At 68.5% G+C, this 24,401-nt stretch carries 17 protein-coding genes and 1 pseudogene; 10 read left to right on the top strand and 8 right to left on the bottom strand.

What is annotated here, in order from left to right:
- Positions 1 to 48 precede the first annotated feature (48 nt).
- Positions 49 to 570 (bottom strand): hypothetical protein, encoded by a 522-nt coding sequence (locus OZ403_RS23805; protein ID WP_140793349.1) that lies wholly within the window; start codon positions 568 to 570, stop codon positions 49 to 51.
- The gene (locus OZ403_RS23800) at positions 560 to 2,200 is read right to left on the bottom strand and encodes a glycosyltransferase (protein WP_268781820.1); all 1,641 of its coding nucleotides are present in this window, start codon (positions 2,198 to 2,200) and stop codon (positions 560 to 562) included. Before OZ403_RS23800 ends, OZ403_RS23805 begins: the two co-directional genes overlap by 11 nt.
- A gap of 119 nt (positions 2,201 to 2,319) precedes the next feature.
- Here OZ403_RS23800 and rfbB point away from each other — a divergent pair, with 119 nt between their 5' ends.
- The 5 genes from rfbB to OZ403_RS23775 are packed head-to-tail and all read left to right on the top strand — an operon-like array spanning position 2,320 to position 7,133.
- Positions 2,320 to 3,345, top strand: coding sequence for a dTDP-glucose 4,6-dehydratase (gene rfbB / locus OZ403_RS23795; protein WP_140876094.1), 1,026 nt, complete (start codon positions 2,320 to 2,322; stop codon positions 3,343 to 3,345).
- Positions 3,346 to 3,348: 3 nt separating this feature from the next.
- Positions 3,349 to 4,251, top strand: a complete 903-nt coding sequence (locus OZ403_RS23790) for an SDR family oxidoreductase (protein ID WP_268781819.1) — start codon at positions 3,349 to 3,351, stop codon at positions 4,249 to 4,251.
- Between the two features lie 15 nt (positions 4,252 to 4,266).
- The gene (rfbA, locus tag OZ403_RS23785; RefSeq protein WP_268781818.1) at positions 4,267 to 5,148 is read left to right on the top strand and encodes a glucose-1-phosphate thymidylyltransferase RfbA; all 882 of its coding nucleotides are present in this window, start codon (positions 4,267 to 4,269) and stop codon (positions 5,146 to 5,148) included.
- Positions 5,145 to 5,696, top strand: coding sequence for a dTDP-4-dehydrorhamnose 3,5-epimerase (gene rfbC, locus OZ403_RS23780; RefSeq protein WP_140793340.1), 552 nt, complete (start codon positions 5,145 to 5,147; stop codon positions 5,694 to 5,696). The genes rfbA and rfbC overlap by 4 nt, the downstream gene beginning before the upstream one ends.
- 3 nt (positions 5,697 to 5,699) lie before the next feature.
- A complete protein-coding gene (locus OZ403_RS23775) occupies positions 5,700 to 7,133 on the top strand; it encodes an MFS transporter (RefSeq protein WP_140793338.1) in 1,434 nt (477 codons plus the stop codon).
- 10 nt (positions 7,134 to 7,143) lie between these two features.
- Here the strand turns inward: OZ403_RS23775 and OZ403_RS23770 are convergent, their stop codons facing one another.
- The gene (locus tag OZ403_RS23770) at positions 7,144 to 7,878 is read right to left on the bottom strand and encodes a hypothetical protein (protein ID WP_237080579.1); all 735 of its coding nucleotides are present in this window, start codon (positions 7,876 to 7,878) and stop codon (positions 7,144 to 7,146) included.
- Between the two features lie 474 nt (positions 7,879 to 8,352).
- On the opposite strand from OZ403_RS23770, the gene OZ403_RS23765 reads away from it, so the two are divergent.
- A complete protein-coding gene (locus OZ403_RS23765) occupies positions 8,353 to 8,802 on the top strand; it encodes an SRPBCC family protein (RefSeq protein WP_140855772.1) in 450 nt (149 codons plus the stop codon).
- Between the two features lie 112 nt (positions 8,803 to 8,914).
- Positions 8,915 to 10,876, top strand: coding sequence for a DUF4185 domain-containing protein (locus tag OZ403_RS23760; protein ID WP_268781817.1), 1,962 nt, complete (start codon positions 8,915 to 8,917; stop codon positions 10,874 to 10,876).
- 6 nt (positions 10,877 to 10,882) lie between these two features.
- On the opposite strand, the gene OZ403_RS23755 is transcribed toward OZ403_RS23760, so the two are convergent.
- Positions 10,883 to 12,202 carry an MFS transporter gene (locus OZ403_RS23755; RefSeq protein WP_140855768.1) on the bottom strand — a complete coding sequence of 440 codons (1,320 nt, stop codon included), beginning with the start codon at positions 12,200 to 12,202 and terminating at the stop codon, positions 10,883 to 10,885.
- Positions 12,203 to 12,428: 226 nt separating this feature from the next.
- Between OZ403_RS23755 and OZ403_RS23750 the strand changes: the two are divergent.
- Positions 12,429 to 12,623 (top strand): annotated as a pseudogene (locus tag OZ403_RS23750) (transposase); the annotation flags it as partial.
- A gap of 248 nt (positions 12,624 to 12,871) precedes the next feature.
- On the opposite strand, the gene OZ403_RS23745 reads toward OZ403_RS23750, so the two are convergent.
- From OZ403_RS23745 to OZ403_RS23735, 3 genes are read right to left on the bottom strand one after another with little or no spacing between them, the layout of a single operon-like run.
- Positions 12,872 to 14,641 carry a serine/threonine protein kinase gene (locus tag OZ403_RS23745; protein WP_140855764.1) on the bottom strand — a complete coding sequence of 590 codons (1,770 nt, stop codon included), beginning with the start codon at positions 14,639 to 14,641 and terminating at the stop codon, positions 12,872 to 12,874.
- A 36-nt stretch (positions 14,642 to 14,677) separates the two neighbouring features.
- A complete protein-coding gene (locus tag OZ403_RS23740) occupies positions 14,678 to 15,670 on the bottom strand; it encodes a tetratricopeptide repeat protein (protein WP_140855762.1) in 993 nt (330 codons plus the stop codon).
- Positions 15,660 to 17,210: a PEGA domain-containing protein gene (locus OZ403_RS23735; protein ID WP_237077363.1), complete on the bottom strand. Its 1,551-nt coding sequence runs from the start codon at positions 17,208 to 17,210 to the stop codon at positions 15,660 to 15,662. Before OZ403_RS23735 ends, OZ403_RS23740 begins: the two co-directional genes overlap by 11 nt.
- 246 nt (positions 17,211 to 17,456) lie before the next feature.
- Between OZ403_RS23735 and OZ403_RS23730 the strand changes: the two genes are divergently transcribed.
- Entirely contained in the window at positions 17,457 to 18,536 is a 1,080-nt protein-coding gene (locus tag OZ403_RS23730; RefSeq protein WP_140793324.1) for a YihY/virulence factor BrkB family protein, read from the top strand.
- Positions 18,537 to 18,787: 251 nt separating this feature from the next.
- Positions 18,788 to 22,600, top strand: a complete 3,813-nt coding sequence (locus tag OZ403_RS23725; protein WP_268781816.1) for a chitobiase/beta-hexosaminidase C-terminal domain-containing protein — start codon at positions 18,788 to 18,790, stop codon at positions 22,598 to 22,600.
- 97 nt (positions 22,601 to 22,697) lie between these two features.
- On the opposite strand, the gene OZ403_RS23720 is transcribed toward OZ403_RS23725, so the two are convergent.
- On the bottom strand, positions 22,698 to 24,296 hold the full coding sequence (locus OZ403_RS23720) for an ABC-F family ATP-binding cassette domain-containing protein (RefSeq protein WP_140793320.1): 1,599 nt from the start codon (positions 24,294 to 24,296) through the stop codon (positions 22,698 to 22,700).
- Between the last annotated feature and the right edge of the window lie 105 nt (positions 24,297 to 24,401).

Genomic DNA, 24,401 nt, shown 5'->3' with positions numbered 1-24,401 from the left:
GGACGCGGATTCACGAGGATGACGGGTCGAGGTCCCGCGCCCTGGCCGTCATCGGCCTCGCTTGCGTGTCCGCTTGGAGGACGCGGCAGGCGTGGGCGCCTGCTGCTCGGTCGTGACGGCTTCGGTGCGGGTGCCCGTGGCTTCGAGCTTCGCCAGCCTGCGCTCCAACTCCTTGCGCCATGCGGCCTGGGCACGCGCCTGTTCGCGCTGCACGTCGTGCACGGTGGCCAGCGCGTCGAGGATGGACTCGTTGAACTCCACCTGCTTGCGCAGCACTTCGTTGATGAAGGGCTGGAAGGCGAGTCGGAAGGCGCGCTTGGCCAGGACGAGCGCGGTGCCCGTGATGACTCCCCGGTGGGAGGTCGCCGGTTCCGCGTAGCGGCTGTCCATCTTCCCACGTGCTTCCTGGAGCAGCGCGGGCCAGGGCGTGGGCGTGGGTGGACGAGCCGCCGCCTCCAGCGTCTGGCGAAGCGCATCCTGGGCTTCATTGGAGGGCGTGGGCAGTTGCTGCGTTTCGCGCACCACTGCTTCGGCCGTGGGGCTGCGCGTGATGAGGTCTTCAGGTCGCACGTGGGAGGACTCCCGTTGAAGCCAGCGTCGTGAGCAGTGCCTGCAGCGCCGTCTCGAGGTGAGCCGGCTCCTCCACCACCAACCTGTCACCCAGGTGCTCCCGGGCGGATGCGAGCAGGGCCGGCTGGCTGGAAGGTGCACAGATGCCCAAGGCCTTCGCCGAGACATGGGGCATCAGGGTTTGCGCTGACACCGTGTCCGCGCTCAGCAGCACCACGGGCCCGCTCGAAGCCCGCACCGCCGTCTCCAGCGCGGAGGACCCCGGTAGGGCCGTCCTGGGGGTTGAGTCCACCGGTTGGTCCGGCGTGAAGTGCGTCACCGCGACACCGTCGTCGCTGATGGGCTCCGGCGTCAGGGACGCGTCTTCACCCCACGGGCGCAGGGCAAGCACTCGGGCACCTGGCAGGCGCTCGGCCAGTCGGCGGGCCAGACGTGAGGCTGGCTCCTCGGGCCGTACGGTGAAGCCTGGGCAGACGAGTTCCACGGTGGCTGCCGTCGTCGTGGCTACCGGGCGCTGCGGCGCCGTACCGGAGCAGATGCCTTCGAAGGCCACGCGGACCTGTTCGGCCACGGCCTCCTGCGACAGCTCGGCGATGCGTTCACGCTGCGCGGCAATCGCCTGCGCGCGCAGCCCGGCATTGCGGTCCAGCACGGCGAGCAGCTTCGCGACCTCGCGTGGCTCGTCCGAGCGCGTGGCGAGCCCCGCGCCGCCCATCGTCTCCGGCACGGCGGCGGCGCCGTAGGCCACCACGGGCACACCCCGGTACATGGCTTCCAGCAGTGGCACACCGAAGCCCTCGTGGCGGCTCATGGAGAGGTACGCGGACGCGGTGGCGAAGCAGGCAGAGAGCTGCGCGGCGCTGACGCGTCCCAGGAAGCGGACCTGCTCGGCGCCCAGCACGTCCTTCAGTCCATGCAGATAGGCGCCATAGGCCCCATCCCGATGCAGGTAGCCCGCGACGACGAGCCGGCTGCGGGGCTGGTAGAGCCGCTGGTACGCGGTGAAGACGCGCAGCACGTCATCCACCTTCTTGCTGGGCACCGCGCGGCCCACGAAGAGGATGTTGGACATGCCGTCGTCCAGCTCGGCCTGGAGCGCCGGGTCCGGCGGCGTGTCGAACGCCGCCCAGTCGATGGCGAAGGGCAGCACCGCGACGTTCGGGTAGCCCGCGGCCACCAGCTCCTCGGCGCTGAAGCGCGAGTAGGCGAAGGCCGCTTCGACGTGGGGGCGCAGCGCCAGCAGCTCACCCCGCGCGGCGTCACACGCGGCGGCCACCTTGCGCTCGAAGCCCTCGAACAGCCGCGCGGGTGTCACGTTGTGGTAGACAAGCACCTTGCGGCCAGGGCTCTTCGCGATGCGGGGCACCAGCCGCGATTCGAAGCTGTGATGCACCAGCAGGACTGCGTTGTGGTCCGCTTCCCGCTCGTAATCACGCACCGGGCGGACCTGGTCCTTGCAGGCGTCGTCCCAGGCCTCGGCGTAGATTTCGGAGGAATGGCCCCAGCGGCGCAGCAGGCCCTGGAGATATCGCACCTGATTGCCCACGGCGTCGCCCCAGGCGAGCCGGGGGAGCACCTGGTGGATGGCGGGAAGCCCGGTCCGGCGGGGAGGGGGGCGCGGTGTGCTCACGACCGGCTCCCTTACCGCCGTGCAGGGCCGCCCACAAGCCTGGCCTCCTCGCGCCTTGACGGTCGTGGACCCCTTCGATACGCAGGCGCTCGCTTCGAGCGCATGAGGTCCACGGGACAATGAACGTACTGGTGACAGGAGGCTGTGGCTTCATCGGGTCCAACCTCGTGAAGTACCTGCGCCGTGAGCGGCCTGCCTGGACGGTGGTCAACCTCGACAAGCTCACGTACGCCGGCAACCTCGAGAACCTGTCCGAGCTGGAGGGCGACCCCCAGCACGTCTTCATCCGGGGCGACATCGGCAATCGCGAGCTGGTGGAGCACCTCATGTCCGTGCACGCCATTGACGCGGTGATGCACCTGGCGGCGGAGAGCCACGTCGACCGCTCCATCCTCGGGCCGGAGGTGTTCGTCACCACCAATGTGCTGGGCACCCAGCAGCTCCTGGAGGCCAGCCGCGCCCGCGGCGTGAAGCGCTTCCTCATGGTGTCCACCGACGAGGTCTACGGCTCGCTGGGCCCCACGGGCGCCTTCACCGAGTCCTCGCCATTGCAGCCCTCCAGCCCGTACTCGGCCAGCAAGACGAGCTCCGACCTGGTGGCGCTCGCGTATCACCACACGTTCAACCTGGACGTCGTCGTCACGCGCTGCTCGAACAACTACGGTCGCTACCAGTTCCCGGAGAAGTTGATTCCGTTGATGGTGGTGAACGCCCTGCACGACAAGCCGCTGCCGGTGTACGGCGACGGAGGCAACGTGCGCGACTGGCTCCACGTGGAGGACCACTGCCATGCGCTGCTGTTGGCGCTGGAGAAGGGCCGGGCCGGCGAGGTCTACAACATCGGCGGTGGGGCGGAGCGGCGGAACATCGACATCGTGAAGGCGATTCTGGGCCTCGTGGGCAAGCCGGAGTCCCTCATCCAGTACGTGAAGGACCGGCCGGGGCACGACCGGCGCTACGCCATTGACCCGTCGAAGATTCGCGCGGAGCTGGGCTGGACGCCCGCGCACACCTTCGAGCAGGGCCTGGCGGAGACGGTGCGCTGGTTCGTGGACCACCCGGCGTGGTGGCAGCGCGTCACCAGCGGCGCCTATCGCCAGTACTTCGAAACGCAGTACCGCACGCGCCTGCAGGGGAGGGCCTGAGCCATGCGCTTCCTCGTCACGGGGGCCAACGGGTTGGTAGGCAGCCGCGTGTGTTCCTTGCTCCACCAGGGCGGGCACCAGGTGGTGGGCCTGGGCCGCGGCGCCCGGCGCACCGGTGGGGAGTATGGCTACGCGAGCGTGGACCTCACCCGTGAGGCGGACGTCGCCGCCGCGGTAGAGACCGCCGCGCCCGAGGTGATCATCCACTGCGCCTCCATGACGGAGGTAGATGCCTGCGAGAAGGACCCGGAGGCCGCCTACGCGGGGAACGTCACCGCCGCCGCCGCCGTGGCGCGGAGTGCGCGCAAGGCCGGTGCGCACCTGGTGCACGTGTCCACAGACTACGTCTTCGACGGCGAGGCCGGGCCCTATTCCGAGGACGCGATTCCGAATCCTCGCGGTGTGTATTCGGTGACGAAGCACATGGGGGAGCAGGCCGCGCGCGTGCTCGCGCCCGGCTGCGCCGTTGCTCGTACCGCCGTGGTGTATGGCTGGCCTCCGGTGGAGGGCCGGCTCAACTTCGGTGCCTGGCTGGTGACGGCGCTGGAGAAGGGGCAGCAGGTGCGCCTCTTCGAGGACCAGATTGTGTCGCCCAGTTTCGCGGACAACGTGGCCGCCATGCTGGTGGAGCTGGGGACGCGGCGGCTGGGTGGAGTGTGGAACACTTGCGGCGGAACGGTCATCGACAGGGTGGGCTTTGGCCTCGCGCTGTGCGAGGTGTTCGGGTTCGATGCAAGGCTCATCGTCCCCTCCCGCATGGCGGAGCTGAAGCTCGCCAGCCCCCGCCCGCTCAAGAGTGGCCTGCGCACCGACAAGGTCCGCGCCGAACTTTCCGTTCCTCCCTTGGCGCTCGCGGAGTCCTTGTCGCGCTTCCACGCGACCTGGCTCGCGGCTCGGGGACACTGACGTGCCGAGGTGGACATGAAGGGCATCATCCTCGCCGGTGGCTCGGGGACGCGGCTGTACCCACTGACGCGCGTGGTCAGCAAGCAGCTGCTGCCCGTGCACGACAAGCCGATGATCTACTACCCGTTGAGCACGCTGATGCTCGCGGGCATCCGGGACGTGCTGGTCATCTCCACGCCGCAGGACCTGCCGCGCTTCCATGAGCTGCTGGGCAGCGGCGAGCAGTGGGGCATGCGCTTCAGCTACGCGGAGCAGCCCAGGCCAGAGGGGCTGGCCCAGGCCTTCGTTATCGGCCGGGAGTTCGTGGGCGGTGACAGCGTGTCGCTGGTGCTGGGCGACAACATCTTCTACGGCCACGGCCTGAGCGAGCTGGTGAAGCGCGCGGCGTCACGTGCCTCGGGCGCGACGGTGTTCGGGTACTACGTGAAGGACCCGGAGCGTTACGGCGTGGTGGAGCTGGACACGAAGAACCGCGCGGTGAGCCTGGAGGAGAAGCCGCTGAAGCCGAAGTCCAACTACGCCGTCACCGGGCTGTACTTCTACGACAACCAGGTGCTGGACATCGCCGCGGGCCTCAAGCCGAGCAAGCGGGGCGAGCTGGAGATTACCGACGTCAACGCGGAGTACCTGCGACGCGGCCAACTCGACGTGGAGCTCATGGGGCGCGGCTATGCGTGGCTGGACACCGGCACGCACGAATCGCTGATGCAGGCGTCGAACTTCATCGAAATCATCGAGCGCCGCCAGGGCCTCAAGGTGTCGTGCCCGGAGGAGATTGCGTTCCGTATGGGGTACATCGGCGCGCAGCAACTGCTGACGCTGGCCGAGCCCATGCTCAAGAACGACTACGGCCAGTACCTGCGGGCGCTCGCGGAGAACCGGGGAGCCGTTTCGTGAAGGTGACGCCGCTGGAGATTCCGGACGTGCTGCTGCTGGAGCCCAAGGTCTTCGGTGATGACCGCGGCTTCTTCATGGAGATGTTCCATGCGGCGCGGTACGCAGCCGTGGGCATTCCCGGGCCCTTCGTGCAGGACAACTACTCGCGCTCGGCGAAGGGGACGCTGCGGGGCCTGCACTTCCAGGAGCCGCAGGCCCAGGGGAAGCTGGTGCAGGTGTTGGCGGGCGCCGTGTACGACGTCGCGGTGGACGTGCGGCGCGGCTCGCCCACCTTCGGCCAGTGGGTGGCGGTGGAGCTGTCCTCGGACAACCGCCGTCAGCTCTGGGTTCCGCCGGGTTTCGCCCACGGCTTCTGCGTGGTGAGTGACTCCGCGGACTTCCACTACAAGTGCACCGCGCTCTACGCGCCGGAGACGGAGCGGAGCGTCGCGTGGAATGACCCGGACCTGGCGATTCCCTGGCCGGTGAGCGAGCCGCTGTTGTCGCCCAAGGATGCCCAGGCCCCGAGACTCCGCGACGCGCCCTTGCTTCCGGAGTACGTGGGCTGAACCGTGCCTGAGCATCCGGTTCCCAGCCGCACCGGCGCAGGTGGAGATTCTCCCCGGGGCTCGCGACTGGCCTCGATTGCGGTGGCCAGCGCGCTGTTCATGGAGTTCGTGGACTCCACCGCGCTGTCCACCGCGTTGCCTCGGCTGTCGCTGGCGTTCGACACCGACCCCATCCACCTGAAGCTGGCGCTGACGTCCTATATCCTGGCGCTGGCGGTGCTCGCGCCCGCGAGCGGCTGGGTGGCGGACCGGTTCGGGCCCCGTCGCGTCTTCATGTTCGCGATGAGCGTGTTCTTGCTGGGCTCGGTGCTCTGCGGGTTCTCACAGTCGCTGACCCAGTTGGTCATCTTCCGCACCCTCCAGGGGCTGGGCGGCGCGTTGATGACGCCCGTGGGGCGCATCATCGTGGTGAGCTCGGCGCCGCGAGAGCGCCTGGTGGCCGCCTTGAGCTGGTTCACGATGCCCGCGCTGGTGGGCCCGCTGGTGGGGCCTCCGTTGGCGGGCCTCATCCTGGGCGTCGCGGACTGGCCGTGGATTTTCTTCATCAACGTGCCCGTGGGCATCCTGGGCATGCTCGCGGTGGCGCGCTTCGTTCCGCCGCTGCACCAGCCGGACCCGGGGCCGTTCGACACGCGGGGCTTCGTGCTCGCGGCCGTCGCCATCACCACGCTGATTGGCGCGGCGGAGACGGTGGGCATCGGGCTGATGCCGCTGCCGTTGCAACTGGGGCTCGCGGCCGTCGCGTTCTCGTCGCTGGGGGCCTACGTGTGGCACGCGCTGCGCGTGGAGCGGCCCGTATTGAATCTCCGGTTGCTGCGCATCGACACCTTCCGGGCCAGCATGATTGGCGGAACCCTGACGCGCATGGGCCTGGGGGCGACGCCCTTCCTCCTGCCGCTGCTGTTCCAGGTCGGCTTGGGCTGGACGCCCGTCGAGGCCGGGCTGGTGACCATCGGCGGCGGCGTGGGCGCGCTCGCATGCAAGTCGGTGGCGCCCTACATCATCCGGCGGTTCGGCTTCCGGCAAACGCTCATCTTCGCCAACCTGGCGTCCGCCGTCCTGACCGCGCTGCCGGCCTTTTTCCGGAACAGCACGCCGATTCCGCTCATCGTTGGCGTGCTCGTGGTCAGCGGATTCATGCGCTCGATGCAGTTCACCGCGATCAATACCGTGGCGTATGCGGACATTCCCCCGGACACGGTGAGCAACGCGTCCACGCTGTCCGTGGTGACGATGCAGATGGCGCTGGGGTTGGGCATCAGCTTCGGCGGGTTGATGCTGCACCTGGCGCGCGGCGCTGGTGAGGCGCCGTTGACGCCGGACCGCTTCGTGCTGCCGTTCATCGCGGTGGGCATCATGTCGTCGCTGGCCGGACCGCTCTATCGCCGGTTGTCGCCCAATGCCGGGGCGCACATCGGGGGCCGCAGGGTGGGGTGAGCCGGGCGGCTCATGTGCCCGAGCGAAGCCACTCCGCGAGTCTTGCGCGTTTCTTCCCGCGAAGGTTCGTAAACAACGCGCTGTCGCTGATGTTCCACGCTGCGCCGAGGCGCTTGGCCGTGCGCGCAACCCAATCAGGAAGTTGCATCAACTCGCATGCGCCAAGTCCCCGGATGTCTTTGTGCAGCTTTTCGTTGTCGAAGTGGGTGTCGCTCCAGGCGTTTCTGTCGAGGCCATCCATTCGGGATGTCTGCCAGACACTGAACCAGCGAGGGGTGCGGCTATCCACGTTGATGTTGCACTGATGCGCGAGGGGGTTCGTCGCATGGGTGTCCCCAGCAAGAAGGTAGGTTCTGAACCAGATGGCATCTAGTTCACCGAAGCCCAGGTGCCGGGCCAGGTCGAGCGCGGGCGAGCGCGCGCGACGTCCCTGGAGCAGGGCCTCCATTCGCGCGAACATGTCGTCCATCACGGGGGTGGAGCGCGCGTGCTTGCGCAAGTCCTCCAGACGGTCCAACTCCCAGCCCTGGCTCTGCACGGCCCGCTCCACATGGGGAATGAGCGCATCGACCGAGGAGTCCGACGCATCCACCGTCAGCACGGCCAGCATGTCCACCGACACCTGCTCACAGGCCACGACAGCGGTCTGGATGGCCTGGAGCAAGGATGGGGTGTTCGCCAGCGCCTGGAACTTTGCTTTGCGCTGCTTCGAGCCCCACGCATAGGTCGTCTCCAGGTCGAGCAAGCCCTGGAGTGCTGCCTTCCATGTCGTTCGGAGCTCTTCGTCGGAGGCTTCTTGGGGGACCGCTTCGCGTAGGAAGTAGGCGTGGGGCCGGGAGTCGGCTTCGAGCCGACCCAGGAGCGCGCGGATGACAGGGGCAGGGAGCTGCTGGCAGGTACGCCCGAATAACCAGTGGGACGCGGGCTGCCCGTGAATGAGGCTCAACGCAGCTTGTGACGCAAGGTCGGGGTCGACATCCGCTGGCAGCGTCTTGAGCGTCTTGGTGAACTGCTCCCAGTTCTGGCGGACTGGCGCGCGGAGAATGGATTCCACTTCCGCCACGGTGGGGCGCTGAGGCATGCCCCAGGCTCTACCAGAAACGCCCCGGGCTCACCCGTGACGAAGGTCAACCAAGTGGTTGTTCATTGCCACGGCCGGGAGTATGTTGAACCATGTGGTTTATCAAAGGCGCCAACCCTCGGATTGAAAGGAAAAGCCATGTCCTCAGCACAGAGCGTCCAGGTTCGCGTCACACGGCGTTTCAACGCGTCGCCTGAGCGGGTGTTCGACGCCTGGCTCAAGCCGGAGATGGTCGGCCAGTGGATGACCGGGCCGACGGTCCGGGACGAGGAGGTGCTGCGGCTCGCCATCGACCCGTGCGTGGGCGGCAAGTTCTCGTTCTTCGTGCGGCGGGCCGGAGAAGAAATCGACCATGTGGGCACGTACCTGGAGATTGACCGGCCGCGCCGGCTCGTCTTCACCTGGCACATCGACAAGGAGGAGGACGAGCTCAGCCGGGTGACGGTGGAAATCACACCGCGCGACACCGGCTGTGAGCTGACGCTCACCCACGAGATGGACGCGAAGTGGGCCGACTACGCGAGCCGGACGGAGCAGGGCTGGGCCACCATGATTGACGTCCTTGTCCGCGTGCTGGCGCAGGGCTGACACTCCGGTCGTCCGTCGTGTCTTGATTTAAAGGTTAGTCTTGCTATGCGGCTAGAGTCGCCTCTCCCGTCCGGGTCGCACCGTGACAACCAGAGAGGTGGCCATGAAGCGCATGACGACATGGAAGCGGACGTTCCTGCTGCACGCCACGTGGGCGCTCCTGTGGGGCACCACGGCGGCGGCCGTAACGCCGTCGAACGTGACGAAGGTCTCCCGGGTGACGGGCGCGACGCCCGCCGGTGAGCTGCTGCCGAACCCGAACCAGACGCACACGAACCACGACGTCCATGGGACGGACCTGGGCATCGTCTGGGACAAGGGCGGTGGCGAGGTGTTCGTCCTGTTCGGGGACACCTTCGGCGCGGGCTGGTGTGGCAATGGCGGCTGTGGGGGCGGCTGGCGCAGCAACGTCCTGGCGCGTTCGTCCGATACGAACCTGGCCGACGGCTTGTCCTTCTCCACCATGATTCAGGACGGGCCTCGGCATGCGAAGGAGATCCTCGCGTCCCGGAAGGTCAACTTCGACGAAATCACCGTCATCCCCACCGCGGGCGTCACCATCGGTTCGCGGCACTACATCCACTACATGTCCATCCACCACTGGGGGGAGGCGGGCATGTGGTTCACGAACCACGCGGGCATCGCGTACTCGGATGACCAGGGGCAGAACTGGGTGAAGCACCCGACGGCGCGTTGGCAGAACACGCCGGCTTGGACGAACAACTTCCAGATGGCGGCCTTCGTCAGGAACGGCGGGTTCGTCTACATGTACGCGACGCCGAACGGCCGGTTCGGGAACGTCCACCTGGCCCGCGTGCCGGAGACGGCGCTCCTGGACATCAACGCCTACCGCTACTGGGATGGAAACGGCTGGAGCGTGTCACAGGCGGCGGCGCGGCCCGTCGCCATCGGCATCGCGGGTGAGTTGTCCGTCTCGTACCACGCTCCGCTCGGGCGCTTCCTGATGACGTACCTGAACGAGCACCGGCAGGCGGTGGTGATGCGTGACGCCGCCACGCCCACGGGGCCCTGGAGCGGAGAGAAGGTGCTCTCCAGTGGAGCCGTGTACCCGGGCCTCTACAACGCGTTCATCCACCCCTGGGGCAACACCGGAAACTCGCTGTACTTCGTCATGTCCCAGTGGACGCCGTACAACACCTTCCTCATGCGGGCCACGCTGGCCCACGACGCGCACAGCGACAACCTGCTCTCCGAGCCCGGCTTCGAGACACAGGCGGCCACGCCGGTGATGGCGCCCTGGTATCTGCAAGGCTCGGGCGGCGTGGACCGGGCGCTCGGCAACGCGCGCAGTGGGCAGGACAACGGCTTCGTGCACGCGAGCAGCGGTTGGAATGCGCTCAAGCAGAGCGTCGTCGTCCAGCCTTACACGGACTACACGCTGCGCGGCTGGGTCCGCAGCTCCGCCAACAACACCGCGGGCTACTTCGGGGCTCGCGGGCAGGGCAATGGCCCCATCCTGGGCGAGGTGCCCTTCGGCGCGCTGGGGGCCTACACGGAGCGGGTGGTCCACTTCAACTCCGGGCCGAACGCGCTCATCGAGGTGTATGGCGGCCTCTGGGCCGACAACGGTGATACCTGGATGCAGCTCGATGACGTCAGCCTGACGCGCGGGAGCAATCTCATCCACCAGGCGGGCTTCGAACAGCAGTCCACCCACAACGCCACGTCGCCCTGGTACACCGAAGGCAAGGCGGGCATTGACAGGGGACTCGGCTATGCGCGCACGGGCGCCAACAACGCCTGGGCGCGGAACGACACGGGGTGGAATGCCGTGAAGCAGGAGGTCGCGGTGACGCCGAACACCCAATACACGTTGACGGGCTGGGTGAAGACGTCCACGAACCACGCGGATGGCTACTTCGGTGCGCGGCTGCTCCGGGGTGGGCCCATCCTCAACGAGGTGCGCTTCGCGCAGCCGCTGGGCAACTACACGCAGTTGTCGGTGTCGTTCAACTCCGGCGCCCAGCACAGCGTGGAGGTGTTCGCGGGGATGTGGGCGAACAACGGCGACACCTGGATTCAGGTGGATGACCTGACGCTGACGCGGGACTGAGGCCCCTTACCGCGAAGGCGGGGACACGGCCCCGGTGAAGGTGGGGCCTGGCGGCATCTCCTCGACTTCGCGGACGTGGCGGGCGCTATAGCCCCGCACCGCCGCGATGAGCGTCAAGAGGCCGGCGGCGATGAAGCACAGCGCGATGCCCCGGCTCCGCGCGTCGAGTTGTTCCAGCGGCCCGAAGAGCGCGGGGATGGAGAAGGAGACGCCGTCCAGGTGGTCCGCGGTGACACCCGCCGCAAGGTACGCCAGCGGCTGGACGGACCAGGCAATCATCCCGCGCATGGCGAAGACGCGCCCCCGGAGTGCGGCGGGGACCTGTCCCTGCCAGATGGCCTGGCTGCTTGCATCCATGATGGGGATGCAGAATCCGGCCATGAAGGTGCAATAGCCGAGCATCCTCAGGGTGGGGAACAGCCCTGCGAGCACCACGACCGTCCCCAGGCCAATCCCGACTCCGAGCACCCCATGGATGCGGTTTTTCGGCCCTCCCCACGCGGTCATCACGACGCTCCCCACCAGGAGCCCCAGGCCCCCCGTGGACAGCAGGCCCGCGAGAACGGCTGGGTTGGCGATGTCCAACACCAGCGGAGGAAGCAGCACCTGCATGGCGGAGAGCGAGCAGTTGGTGATGACGGAGAACGTGAGCAGGCCGAGCAGACCCCGGCGTTCCTTGAGGTAGTTCCACCCTTCGAGGGCTTGTTGCAGCGCGGATGTGCCCGCATCCGAGGAGGCCCCGCTCCCAGCGGGCAGGCTCCGAATGAGCGACAACGTGGTGATGGCGGCCAGGAAGCTGATGAAGTCGATCAAGACCACCGTGCCCAGACTGGTGGCGCTCATCAGGAACCCCGCCAAGGGGGGGGCGATCAGGGGCACGGCGGCATCGCTCGCCTGGACGAGGCCGTTGGCTCGGCCCAGGTGCTTCGCGGGGATGAGTGCTGGGGTCAGGGCGGTGTACGACGTCCGCTGGAACGCACCGCTCACCGACGCGATGGCGGTGCCCACGTAGACGTGCCAGGGCGCGAGCTGATCCAACGAGAGCAGAATGGCATAGCCGAGGGTGACCAACCCCGCGCCGCAATCTCCCAGACGCATCGCGTTCCGGAGATCCCAGCGATCCACCAGCACCCCCACGATGGGCGCCACGAGCACCCCGGGCAGGATGGTCAGCACGGAGATCAGCGCGAAATCCGTGACCGAGCTGGTGAGGCCATACACCCAGCGCCCCAGGGCGAAGCTGGTCAGGGCGCTGCCGAGCTTCGACACCGTCTGGCCGCCCCAGATGATGGCGAAGCGCAGCACTCCGTTCCCTGGCTCGCTCATCACTGCTCAGACACGGGGCGGGCTGCGGTGCAGGGAGGCATGAGCCTCTTGCAGCTTCATCCCAAGGGCAATGCGTGCCGCCACCGGACCGACGCGAACCGCTGATGGGATGTCCCACCACCAGAGGTTGACCGCGATGGAGGGGGAAACGGTGTTTGGTCTGCTCCCCAATTTTCGGACCAGTTGAAGAGTGAGAGAGTCCTCGCGGCCAGGAGGTAGGTCGGTCGTGAGGAAGAGCAGGTTTACCGAGGAGCAGATGGTCCGCATCCTGCGGGAGGCGGAGGCGCCTGGGGCCAGCGTGGTGGAGGTGGCCCGGAAGCACGGCGTCGCCGAGCAGACGCTCTACCGGTGGCGGCAGAAGTTCGGCGGCATGGAGGCAGGCGACGCGACGCGGCTCAAGGAGTTGGAGAAGGAGAACGCGCTCTTCGCGCTCGCTCCGCTGATTGGAGCGCGGGAGGAGCCGGGCAGCGCGGGGCCCCTGCAACTGTTTTCATCCTGGGGACGCGTGGAACACCAGAACACGCGCGCGGGATTGGAGGGCAGTGGCATCGAATGCCCGCTGGTGGACGAGTCCCTCTTCCGCACCGACTTCAAGTACTTCGTCGAGAGCGGCTTCCTCCGCGCGCCTGGAGCCTAAACCCCGGCCCACGCCGGCCGGGGCTTTACCGCCTAGTCGGACACCTCTGGAGGCAGCATGTCCTGGCAGCGCCGGATGCCCCGCTGGGCCTCCACGAGCTGCGGATGGTCGCGCTTCAGGGCGCGATAGAGGGGGATGGCCGTCTCGCAGTTGCCGTCGTTCTCCAGAGCGCGGGCGCGGGCCATGCGCTTCGAGGCGTCCTCCACCTTGCCCGCGAGTGCCGCCAGCTCGGGTTCGACGGCCTCCAATCCCAGGCTCCGTGCCTGGGCCAGCCGTTTCATCGCGCTGTCCAGCCGGCCTTCGTTGAAGTCATTGCCGATGTCGATGGCCTGTCCCGCCGCGAGCACCTTGAGTTGCCGGGTCGCGACATCGTCAGGCGCCGTCTCCACTGTCCCGGTGGTGGCGTGAGGTGACGCTCCGGCCTCTTTGGCGGGTGGCGCCACAGGGGGCGCCGGTTGCGCCGGGGAACCGACTGGAACCAGGGTTCCCACCTTGACGTCGTCGCCGCTCCCGCCCCGGAGGGCCACGAGGCCCACGCCGCCCAGGAGCAGGACGCCCGCGATGCCCAGCCCCACCACCGCGCTGGACTTCGAGCGCTTCGGCGCCGCGTAGGGGGAGGCCGCGTGCGCCGTCTTGTTGAAGCCCTCCGGCCCCACCCGGAGCCCGGAGGGCGCGGCGGGCTGGGTCAGCGGAATGGGCGCGGTGCCCGTCACCGGCGCGGCCTCCGCAGGGGCGGCTCGCACCAGGGTGGCCTCGGAGCCCTCCGAGCCAAAGAGGAGCGTGGCCGGCCGCGCCGGTTCGAGGCCGCCGCCTGTGATGGCGGGGTTGACGCCGCTGACGGCGCGGCGGCTGGTGAGGGTGGGCAGCGCGTTGACCAGGTCCGACGCGAAGGACTCCATGGTGGAGTAGCGCTCCGCGCGGTTCTTCGCGGTGGCCTTCTGGATGACGGCGTCGACGGCCGGGTGCTGGAAGTCCGCCACCACCTGCGCCAGTCGTGGCATGGGCTGGTGGACCTGCTTCTGCATGATTTCGGAGACGCTGTTGCCGTCGAAGGGCTGCTGACCGGTGAGCAACTCGAAGAGGACGATGCCCACCGCATACACGTCCGCGCGAGCGTCCACGTCCAGGCCCATGGCCTGCTCGGGGGACATGTAGCGCGGCGTGCCGGCCACCGAGCCCTGGATGGTGAGCCGTGTCGCGCCGTCGGTGATTCGGGCGATGCCGAAGTCCAGCACCTTCACGTGCCAGCCGCGCATGCCCTGCCGGACCATGATGTTCTCCGGCTTGAGGTCGCGGTGGATGACCTGTCGCGCGTGGGCATAGGCGAGCACGTCCGCCACCTGGAGGACGATGTCCACGGCTTCGTCGAGCGCGAGCCGGCCGCACGTGGCGAGCAGGCTCTTGAGGTCATCCCCCTCCACGTACTCCATGGAGATGTAGAGGCTGCCTTCCTCGTCCTGCCCGAAGTCGTGCAGCGTCACCGCGTTGGGGTGGGCCACCCGCGCGTAGCTCTTGGCTTCGTTGAGGAAGCGGCGGGCCACGTCCGGGTCCATGGACAGGCCGCTGTTGAGGAACTTCATCGCCACCTGCTGGCCGATGCCCACCTGTTCGGCCAGGTACACCGAACCCATGCCGCCCTGGCCCAGCCGCCGGAGGATGCGGAAGCGGCCCGCCACGACACGGCCGAGCATCCGGTCCACGGCCGGCGCCACCGTCAGCAGCTCGGTGCCACCACAGGCCGGACAGGCGCCGTCCCACTTCTCATGCTGGACCTCGCACCGCTGGCAGATGAAGAGCGACATGGTGTCCTTGCAGGGCCGGAGGGGAGGGGACCGCGGTCAGCGCGTGGCCGGGGCGTAGCGCTGGAAGAGGATGCGCTCCAACTCGCGAGCTCCCGCCTCGGGGGACTTCCGCTGGGCGGAGGCCGCGCGGAGCACGTCCGTGCGCGCATCTTGCGGCAGGTCCGTCTCCAGCACCGTCAGCGCGCCGTCCAAATCTCCGGCGCGCTGGAGCGCGGCGGCGCGCCACACGCGGTACTCGGTGCGCTCGGGCGCCGCTGATGCGGCCTTCGCGAACAGGCGCTGCGCCCCGGCGGAGTCTCCACTCTGGAGCGCCGCGAGCCCTTCCAGGAAAGGCGCCTGGGCAGCGGCCGTGGCGGACGGCTCCCCCGTGTCGCGAGCCAGGTCGAAGAGCGCGCCGGACGCTCGCAGGCGCGCCGTGGGGAGCGCTTCACCGGCCAGGGCCCGCTGGTGCAGGTCGTCGGTGGTGGCCTTGGAGGCCGCGCTCAGCCGCGCGGCCATGTCTCCCAGGTCCGTGCCCAGGTAGCCCTCGGACACCAGCGTGCGCAGCGTCTCGCCCGCGGCGCTGGGGCCGACCAGCCGGCCTTCCTCCAGCGCGGCGAAGAAGCCGGCCTTCAACTCCACGTGCCGGGCCGTCATGTCGGGCGGCACCTTGTTGCGCTTCTTGCGGCGCGCGGCCTTCAGCTTGCGCTCGCACAGGGCCAGCTCGCGCTGAGCCTTGGTGCGGTCCTGGATGTCCGGCGCGCTGCGCACGTAGGCGCGGTAGGCGGCGCAGGCACCGGGGACGTCCTTCGCCCCCATGCGCGCGCGGGCCAGGCCCAGGTAGGCGGGCAGCAGGGACGGATTGGCGCGCGTGGCCTGGAGCAACACCTCCGCCGCGTCCTTGTGCTTGCGCTTGTTGTAGAGGCGGGTGCCCTCGGCCAGCAGCGCATCGCCACGGCCGACGGAGGGCCCCACCAGGGGCTCGGCCAGGGACAGGCCACACGTCAGCAGCACACAAGCCCACGTCAGGCGCCGCAGGTCAGAACGCATAGCCCAGCCCTCCGCGAATGTTGCTCGTTCCGGCAATCTTCTTCAGCAGCGTGAAGCTGTGCTGGTACGCGACGGAGGCGTACAGGCCCTCGTACACGAAGATGCGCGCGGTGGCCTGTCCGGACGCGTGCAGGTCCAGCGCGTAGAGGCCGTCCTTGAAGATGGCCGCGTCACCCGCGCGTTCCTTCACCAGCAGTCCTCGACCCTCCAGTCCCACCTGGATGGCGAAGGACACGGGCCCGAGCACGTAGCGCAGCTGCGGCTGGAGCGCGCGCAGCGACACTGCCTGCACCTGCGTGTCCAGCGACGACACGCCGTCCGGCCCCACGCCGCCCACGCCAGGCGGTACGTCGATGCCCAGCGTCCATGTGTCGCCAGTGGAGGCGTAGGTGGCGCCCACCAGCATGACGCCGAAGAACTGCCCGTATCGGCCGTACTCGACGCCCACGCCGCGCAGGTTGCGCGAGCCCGGCGCGCGCACGTCCCGGGTGCGCAGGCTCTCCAGTTCCTCCGAGGTGCTCAGCGGCTGGGACGCCAGCGACGTGCCCGTGAGGCGCTGCATCTCGAACGAGGCCTCCAGGTAGCTCTGCCGCGCCATGGTGGCTTCCTTGCGGCGGCGCATGGCCAGCTTGAAGGACTGCATGGAGGTGGGCGTCAGCGCGTGCTCCAGCGTGTATGTCCCGCCGGGCGCGATCTCCGCCTTCACCTCGTGGGGCTCGTAGCCGTCCAGCGTCAGCGACACCATGCGCGTGCCGGGCTGGATGCCCTGGTCCACCGCGGTGGTCCCCACCGGCTGGCCGTCCACGCGAATCTCCGCGCCCTCCGGCTGCGCCTTCACCACCAGCCGCGCGGGCACCTTCTCCAGCGCGGCGTCCAGCTTCACCTGCTGGCGCGAGCTCATCACGCGCGTCTCTTCCTTCGGAAGGTGCGAAGCCAGCTCGAAGCGGAAGGTGTGCTCACCCGGCAGTACCTCCGTGGTGAAGGGCGTGGAGCCCACCTTCACGCCGTCGATGAAGACGGTGGCCCCCGCGGGCGTTGTCTCCGCCACCACCGTGGCGTTGAGTGACAGGAACTTCACCAGCACGCCGGCCAGGGCCTTCTCGAACGCCGGGTTCGCCGTCTCCGCCTGGCCCCGGGCGCCCGTGCCGGGCCGGACGCTGACGGCGCGGAAGCGGTAGCCGGCGTCGTCCTGGCCCACCTGCACCAGCACCACGCGCTCCAGGCCCAGTGATTCCAGGTACGCCTCCAGCGGCTCCCGGCAGCGCGCCTCGCCGGACACGCAGCGCAGGTCGCCGCCCTGGCCCTTCAGGTGCATTGCCAGGGCGCCCCGGCCGATGAGCTGCTCCGCCTGCACGTCCTGCGGTATCAGCGCGGCAATCCCTTCCTCGGTGCGTTGCAGCAACGCGTCCTGTCCTGGGTACAGGGCCTGGACGAGCCACAGCGTGTGCGAAGGGGTGGGTGCCTGGGTGCCCGGGGGCATTCCGGGTGCGGCGCCGGCGCTCAGCGCCAGGCTGACACTCAGGAGACAGGAGACGAACATGGCGTCCTCGGGGGAGGGGGCCGCGGCGGAACCGACCGGCGGCCCCCGTCCAAGGTGTACGCCAATGAACGCTCTCCTGCCTAGGGGGGAGCCCCGAGAACGGAGGGATTTCTGGGAAGGCGCCTTCCAGGGCCTTCCTGCTCGCCTGTCCTCTGGCCGCATGCAGGGAAGCTGGGGGCTGGAGGTCGCCTGGGGTGTGGGGAATGCGCATCGTTCCCCCGGTCGCAACACCTCCGAGGAGGCGGAATGGTTCTCCCTGGCAAGGGAATGAGCTGGAAGAAGTTCTTTCTGGCGCTGAAGGACGAGTGGACGCGCGACGAGGTGGGGGACGTCGCTGGCGCGCTCACCTTCCGGATGATTCTGGCACTGTTCCCATTCCTGCTGTTCCTGGTGTCGCTGGCGGGCCTCCTCATCGAGCCCGCCCAGGCCCAGGTGCTCATCCAGGAACTGGCGCGGGTGGCGCCCCGGGAAGTGACGTCCATCCTGAGCGAGCGCATCGAGGCGCTGGCGAACAGCCGGCCGGTGGGGCTGCTGACGGTGGGCGGTGTCGGTGCCGTCTGGGCGGCCTCCGCGGGCGTGGTGGCGCTGATGACGGCGCTCAACAAGGTCTACGGCGTGACGGAGTCGCGTCCCATCTGGAGGCTGCGCGGCATCGCGTTGCTGGTGACGCTGGGCGGCGCGGCGGTGGCCATCCTCGCGGCGTTCGCGGTCATCGTCACGCCCGTCATCGCTGGCAAGCTTCCCGGAGGGTTGGGCACCGTGCTCATGTGGCTGCGGCTCCCGGTAGCGGGCCTGATGATGATGTTCCTGTGGGCGGTGCTGTACTACGTGCTGCCGGACGTGAATCAGAAGTTCCGTTTCATCACCCCGGGCTCGGTGGTGGGCGTACTTATCTGGGTGTTCGCGTCGTGGGGCTTCTCCCAGTATGTGGCCAACTTCGGCAGGTACGACGTCAACTACGGCGCCATCGGCGGTGTCATCGTCATGCTGCTGTGGATGTGGATCTCCGCGCAGGTCATCCTGCTGGGCGCGGAAATCAACGCCATCCTCGAGCACCGCTCCCCAGACGGAAAGGCGCCGGGCCAGAAGGTCCCGGAGCAGGGCAAGGCGCTGGCCGCCACCAAGACGGAGCTGGAGGCGGGAGGCGCGTCGCTTCCGGGCGCTCCGGGCTTCCAGCCCGTGGTGGACCCGGTGACGGGCCGGCCCCTGGATGACCCACCGTCTGCTCCGCCCAGGCTGCGCGACACGCCGCTCGCGGCGGCCTTCAAGTGGACCGTGGGCATGGGCCTGGGGTTGTTCCTGCTGCGCAAGTCGGCCCCCCGGTAGAGCGTCTTTCTTTTCCCAGTGAAGCCGGGGCGTTCGTGGGTGACGACGGGTGGCTTTTGACTCGCGGCGCAATTCCGGTGTGAAGGGTTGTCGTCGCAGCGGGCTTGCGGAGCGCCTACCCCCAGTGCGAGCGTGCGCGCCTTGTTGGCTGGACGACAGTGACTGACGTCGTCCACTGGCAGTCCCCCTCGGACATTCCCCCCGCACCCTGCTTGCCCCGGCGCGCGCACGACGTGCGCCCTGGAGTTCCGATGTCTCAGACCCCCTTCTGGCCACTGCGCTGCGGCGCGGTGCTTCTCACGGCTCAACTCGTCCTGGCCTGTGGCGGCGGCGAATCGAAGCCTCCACCTCCCACCGACCTCACGCCGCCCGCGACGCGCGCCACGCCCGCGGGAGGCGACTTCACCACCTCCGTGGTGGTGACGCTCGCCTGTGACGACGGCGGCGGCAGTGGCTGCGCGGCCACGTACTACACGCTGGATGGCTCCACGCCCGGCACCGGCTCCACGCAGTATCGCGAGCCCTTCACGCTGGGGAGCACCACCACGGTGCGCTTCTACTCCGTGGACGCGGCGGGCAATGCGGAGGCGCCGGGGACGGCGACATTTACCCTGGTGGGTTCGGCGGACACGGAGCCGCCCAGCACGGTGGTCAACCCCGCGAGCGGCTCGTTCAGCAGCCCCCGGAGCGTGGCGCTGACGTGTGACGACGGCGCGGGCAGCGGCTGCGCGGCCACGCACTACACGCTGGATGGCAGCGTTCCCACGCAGGCCTCGCCGCGCTACACGGCGCCCCTGTCCATCGCCACGTCCACCACGCTGCGCTTCTTCTCCGTGGACCGGGTGGGCAACGTCGAGGCGGTGCGGCAGGCGCGTTACGTCGTGGACACGGAGGCGCCCCAGGTGGCCGCGACGCCACGGGGTGGCACGTTCACCGGGACGCGCGTGGTGACGCTGACGTGTGACGACGGTGAGGGCAGCGGCTGCGCGGCGATCCACTACACCACCAATGGCGCCATTCCCTCCCTGGACTCGTCCGTCTACCAGGAGCCGTTGGTGCTGACGGCCACCACCCGCGTGCGCTTCATCGCGGTGGACTGGGCGGGCAATGTCTCCGACGTGGTGTCGGAGCTCTACACGCGGGAGGCTTCAGCGGAGGACCGTACCCCGCCCACGACGACGGCGACGCCCGCGGGCGGCACCTACCGGAGCACGCAGTCGGTGGTACTGGCCTGCACGGACAACGCCGACGGCAGTGGCTGCGCGGCCACGTACTACACGCTGGATGGCAGTGCGCCCACGACTTCCAGTCTCCGCTATTCGGCGGCCATCTCCGTCTCCACCAGCGCCACGCTGCGCTTCTTCTCCGTGGACCTGGCGGGCAACGTCGAGCCGGCGAAGTCCGAACAGTATGCGCTGGACACGGTGGCCCCGGTGACGACGGCGACGCCCGCGGGCGGCACCTACCGGAGCACGCAGTCGGTGGTGCTGGCCTGCACGGACAACGCCGACGGCAATGGCTGCGCGGCCACGTACTACACGCTGGATGGCAGTGCGCCCACGACTTCCAGCCTCCGCTATTCGGCGGCCATCTCCATCTCCACCAGCGCCACGCTGCGCTTCTTCTCCGTGGACCTGGCGGGCAACGTCGAGCCGGCGAAGTCCGAACAGTACACACTGGACACGGTGGCCCCGGTGACGACGGCGACGCCCGCGGGCGGCACCTACCGGAGCACGCAGTCGGTGGTACTGGCCTGCACGGACAACGCCGACGGCAGTGGCTGCGCGGCCACGTACTACACGCTGGATGGCAGTGCGCCCACGACTTCCAGTCTCCGCTATTCGGCGGCCATCTCCGTCTCCACCAGCGCCACGCTGCGCTTCTTCTCCGTGGACCTGGCGGGCAACGTCGAGCCGGCGAAGTCCGAACAGTATGCGCTGGACACGGTGGCCCCGGTGACGACGGCGACGCCCGCGGGCGGCACCTACCGGAGCACGCAGTCGGTGGTGCTGGCCTGCACGGACAACGCCGACGGCAGTGGCTGCGCGGCCACGTACTACACGCTGGATGGCAGTGCGCCCACGACTTCCAGCCTCCGCTATTCGGCGGCCATCTCCATCTCCACCAGCGCCACGCTGCGCTTCTTCTCCGTGGACCTGGCGGGCAACGCCGAGCCGGCGAAGTCCGAACAGTACACACTGGACACGGTGGCCCCGGTGACGACGGTCTCGCCCGGGGGCGGCTCGTACACGGATGCCGTCACCGTGACGCTGTCGTGCAGTGACAGCGGCTCGGGGTGCCGCGAGACGCGTTACACGCTGGACGGCTCGGCGCCGGAGGCGGACTCGCCGGTGTACGCGGGACCTGTCTCCATTTCCGCCAGCACGACGCTGCGCTTCGCCTCAGTGGACCACGCGGGCAACGTGGAGCTGGCGAAGCAGGCCGTCTATGTGCTGCCCTCCCTGGACCGGCTCGCCTCGGAGCAGATCCAGGCGGTTCGCAATGCCGCGACCGGCACGGTGAACCTGGTCATCAGCGGCGCCCGCATCACCTATGTCAAGCCGGCCGTGGGCAACGTGGTGAATGACGCGGCGGGCTTCTTCCTCCAGGCCGAGCAGGCCGGGCCGGCGCTCTTCGTCGAGGTGGACCCGCTCACGCTCTCTCCCGCGCCGCAGGCGGGCGCCCGGGTGCGTGTCACCGTCTCCGAGAAGAGCCTTGTGAATGGCCAGACGCGCGCCCGCATCTCCGCGTACGCCGTGCTCAGCACGGGCCACTCGCTGTCGGACCTGGTCCAGGACGTGAGCGGCGTGGATGTCACCACGGGCACGCCGCCCGCCTACGAGTCCGAGTACATCTCCATCACCGGCACCATTGGCAACCCGGGCTTCTCCAATGCCGGGCTCGGCCATGTCCAGGCGCCGTTCACGACGGCGGGCGTTCCCGAAGGTTCTCCAGGCGCGGCGGCCCTGCGGCTGCGCGTCGCGGAGCCGTTCCACGACACCCTGGCGCTCTCGCAGGGGTGCTCACTGACGGTGGTGTCTCCGCTCTGGGTCTTCATGAGCGGGACACAGACGACTCATACCATCCAGCCCTCCGTGTGGACGGAGAGCCAGGCCACCGTCCACTCCTGCCCGGCGCCTCGGGTGACGGGGGCGCAGGCGATGCACCACGATTCGGTCATCCTGCGCTTCACCCGCGCCATCGACCCGCTCTCTGTCCAGCGCAACGGCAGCCAGTTCTCCATCCCTGGGCTGAGCGTCATGGATGCGGTCGTGCTGAGTACCGGCGAGGTCTGGCTCAGCACCGCCAGCCAGACGCCGCGGCAGCAGTACACGGTGACGGCGGCGAGCAGCGTGCGGGACCGGCGCGGCGTCTCCGTCGACAGCACGGCCGCTTCGACCAGCTTCACGGGCTACCAGGTGCCGGCCCGGCTGCGTCTGTCCGAGGTGGCGCCCAATGTTCAGCAGAACCGGGACCTGGTGGAGTTGGTTGTCCTGACGAGCGGCTCCGTCATGGGGGCCACGCTCCTGGATGGAAACGCCACCCTGGCGACGCTGCCGGACGTGCAGGTCGCGTCGGGGGACATCATCGTCATCCACCTCAACCCGGACCGCGTTACACCGGGCGCGGATGCCCCGGGCTCGGAGACGCTGAGCAAGACGCAGTACCCCGCCTCCTCCTTCTTCTGGAACTATGACACCGCCTGGGATTTCCATGGCACCACGCTCGGCGTGGGGACCGGCAACCGGACCTTGCGCATCCAGGACGGATTCGACGTCACCCAGGATGCGCTGGCTGTCGTCGTTCCGAGCAATTCCTTCGCGGGCTATCCCGCGCTGCTCCAGGCGCTCCAAGACGAGTCCCTGTGGCTGCCGGCGAACTGCAACGGCGCGCTGTGCACGTATGCGAGCTTCCCGACTGCATGGGAGGTCTCCGTGGATTGGTCTCAGGCCTTCGTCACCCAGGGCCGGTCCTCTTCCGTGCAGCGCATCGGTGCCACGGACTCGGACACGCGGGATGACTGGTTCGTGGGCGGCTCCTCGTTCGGCGTCCGGAACCCGTAGTCCCGCCAGGGCAGGGTGAAACGGCAATCGCCGCCTCGTCCCGGGAGCGCATCCCCGGGCCGGGCGGCGATTCGTGTTTCCACCAGTGTCTGTCGGACTACCGGCGGCGCGCGGCGACGTCGGAGTGCTTCTCCACGAACTCCGAGTAGGGCCCGTTGAAGTCGAGCACCTCCTTGCCTGCCTGGAGCGACCAGATGCGGGTGGCCACCTCGGAGATGAGTTCCTGGTCGTGCGTGACGACGATGACCGTGCCCTCGTACTTCTGGAGGCCTTCGGCCAGCGCGGCGATGGACTCGAGGTCCAGGTGGTTGGTGGGCTCGTCGAGCACCAGCACGTTGTCCTGCATGATCATCAGCTTGGACAGGAGCAGCCGCACCGTCTCACCACCGGAGAGGGTGTCGGTGTTCTTCATCCGCTCCTCACCGGAGAAGAGCATCCGGCCCAGCACGCCGGAGATCTCCTCGTTGGTGAGCTTGTCGTGCAAGTCACGCAGCCAGCCGAAGCAGGTGGTGCCCTTGCGCACGACGCCATGGTGGTCCTGCGGCAGGTAGCCCACGGAGGCCTGGTGGCCCCAGCCAATCTTCCCACCGTCCGGCTCCAACTGGCCGGCAATCATCTTCACCAGCGTGGACTTGCCCACGCCGTTGCGACCGATGACGCAGACCTTCTCGCCCTTGCAGACCAGGGTGTTGAAGGGCTTGATGACCTCCTGGCCCTCGAAGGACTTGTGGATGCCTTCGACCATCAGCGTCTGCTTGCCGCTGACCACCTTCTGGTCGAAGCGGATGAACGGGCGCGCGATGTTGGAGCGCTTGAGGTCGTCCGACTTCAGCTTGTCGATCTGCTTGATGCGGCTCTGCACCTGCGAGGCGCGGGTACCGGCGTGGAAGCGCGCGACGAAGTCCTGGAGCTGGGCAATCTTCTTCTTCTTCTCCTCCGTCTCGGACTCGACGCGGCTGCGCACCTGCGCCTTCTGCCGGACCATGTCGTCATACCCACCGGGGTAGTGGATGATGGTCTCGTAGTCGATGTCCGCGATGTGCGTGCAGATGGCGTTGAGGAAGTGCCGGTCGTGGCTGATGGTGATGAGCACGCCCTCGTAGTCGTGGAGGAAGCTCTCCAGCCAGCGGATGGAGTCGATGTCGAGGTTGTTCGTGGGCTCGTCGAGGAGCAGGCCTTCCGGCTTGCCGAACAGCGCCTGTGCGAGCAGCACGCGGAGCTTGAGGCCGCCGGTGAGCTGCTTCATGGGCTCTTCGTGGAAGGCCTGGTCGATGCCAAGGCCCGCCAGCAGGGTGGCCGCGTCGCTCTCCGCCGAGTAGCCGTCCTCCTCGGCGATGACGCCCTCCAGGTCGCCCAGCCGGTTGCCGTCCTCCTCGGTGATGTCGGACTTGGCCAGCAGCTCGTTCTTCTCGGACATGGCCGCCCACAGGGCACGGTTGCCCATGAGCACCACGTCGAGCACGCGGTTGTCCTCGTAGCGGAAGTGGTCCTGGCGCAGGATTCCCAGTTTGCGAGGCCGGACGATGTTGCCCATGTCCGCTTCCTCGTCCCCGGCGAGGATCTTCATGAACGTGGACTTCCCGGCCCCGTTCGGACCGGTCAGGCCGTAGCGGCGGCCCGGCGAGAACGTGACGTTGACGTCCTCGAAAAGCTTCTTGGGCCCGTAGGCCTTGGAGACGTTGATGACGTTGAACATGGCGGCGGCGTTGTAGCGGAAATGGTGCGGTGGGCCAAAGCGGCGTGGTGTTTCGCGTTCTGCAGGAGACCGCGAGGACTCCATGTAACCGCTGGGGAGGCGGGA

It is taken from the genome of Myxococcus sp. NMCA1 (assembly GCF_026810205.1).
Taxonomy (GTDB): Bacteria; Myxococcota; Myxococcia; order Myxococcales; family Myxococcaceae; genus Myxococcus; species Myxococcus xanthus_A.
The sequence above is the reverse complement of the archived record's forward strand: the minus strand, read 5'-3'. Positions and strand labels throughout refer to the sequence as shown.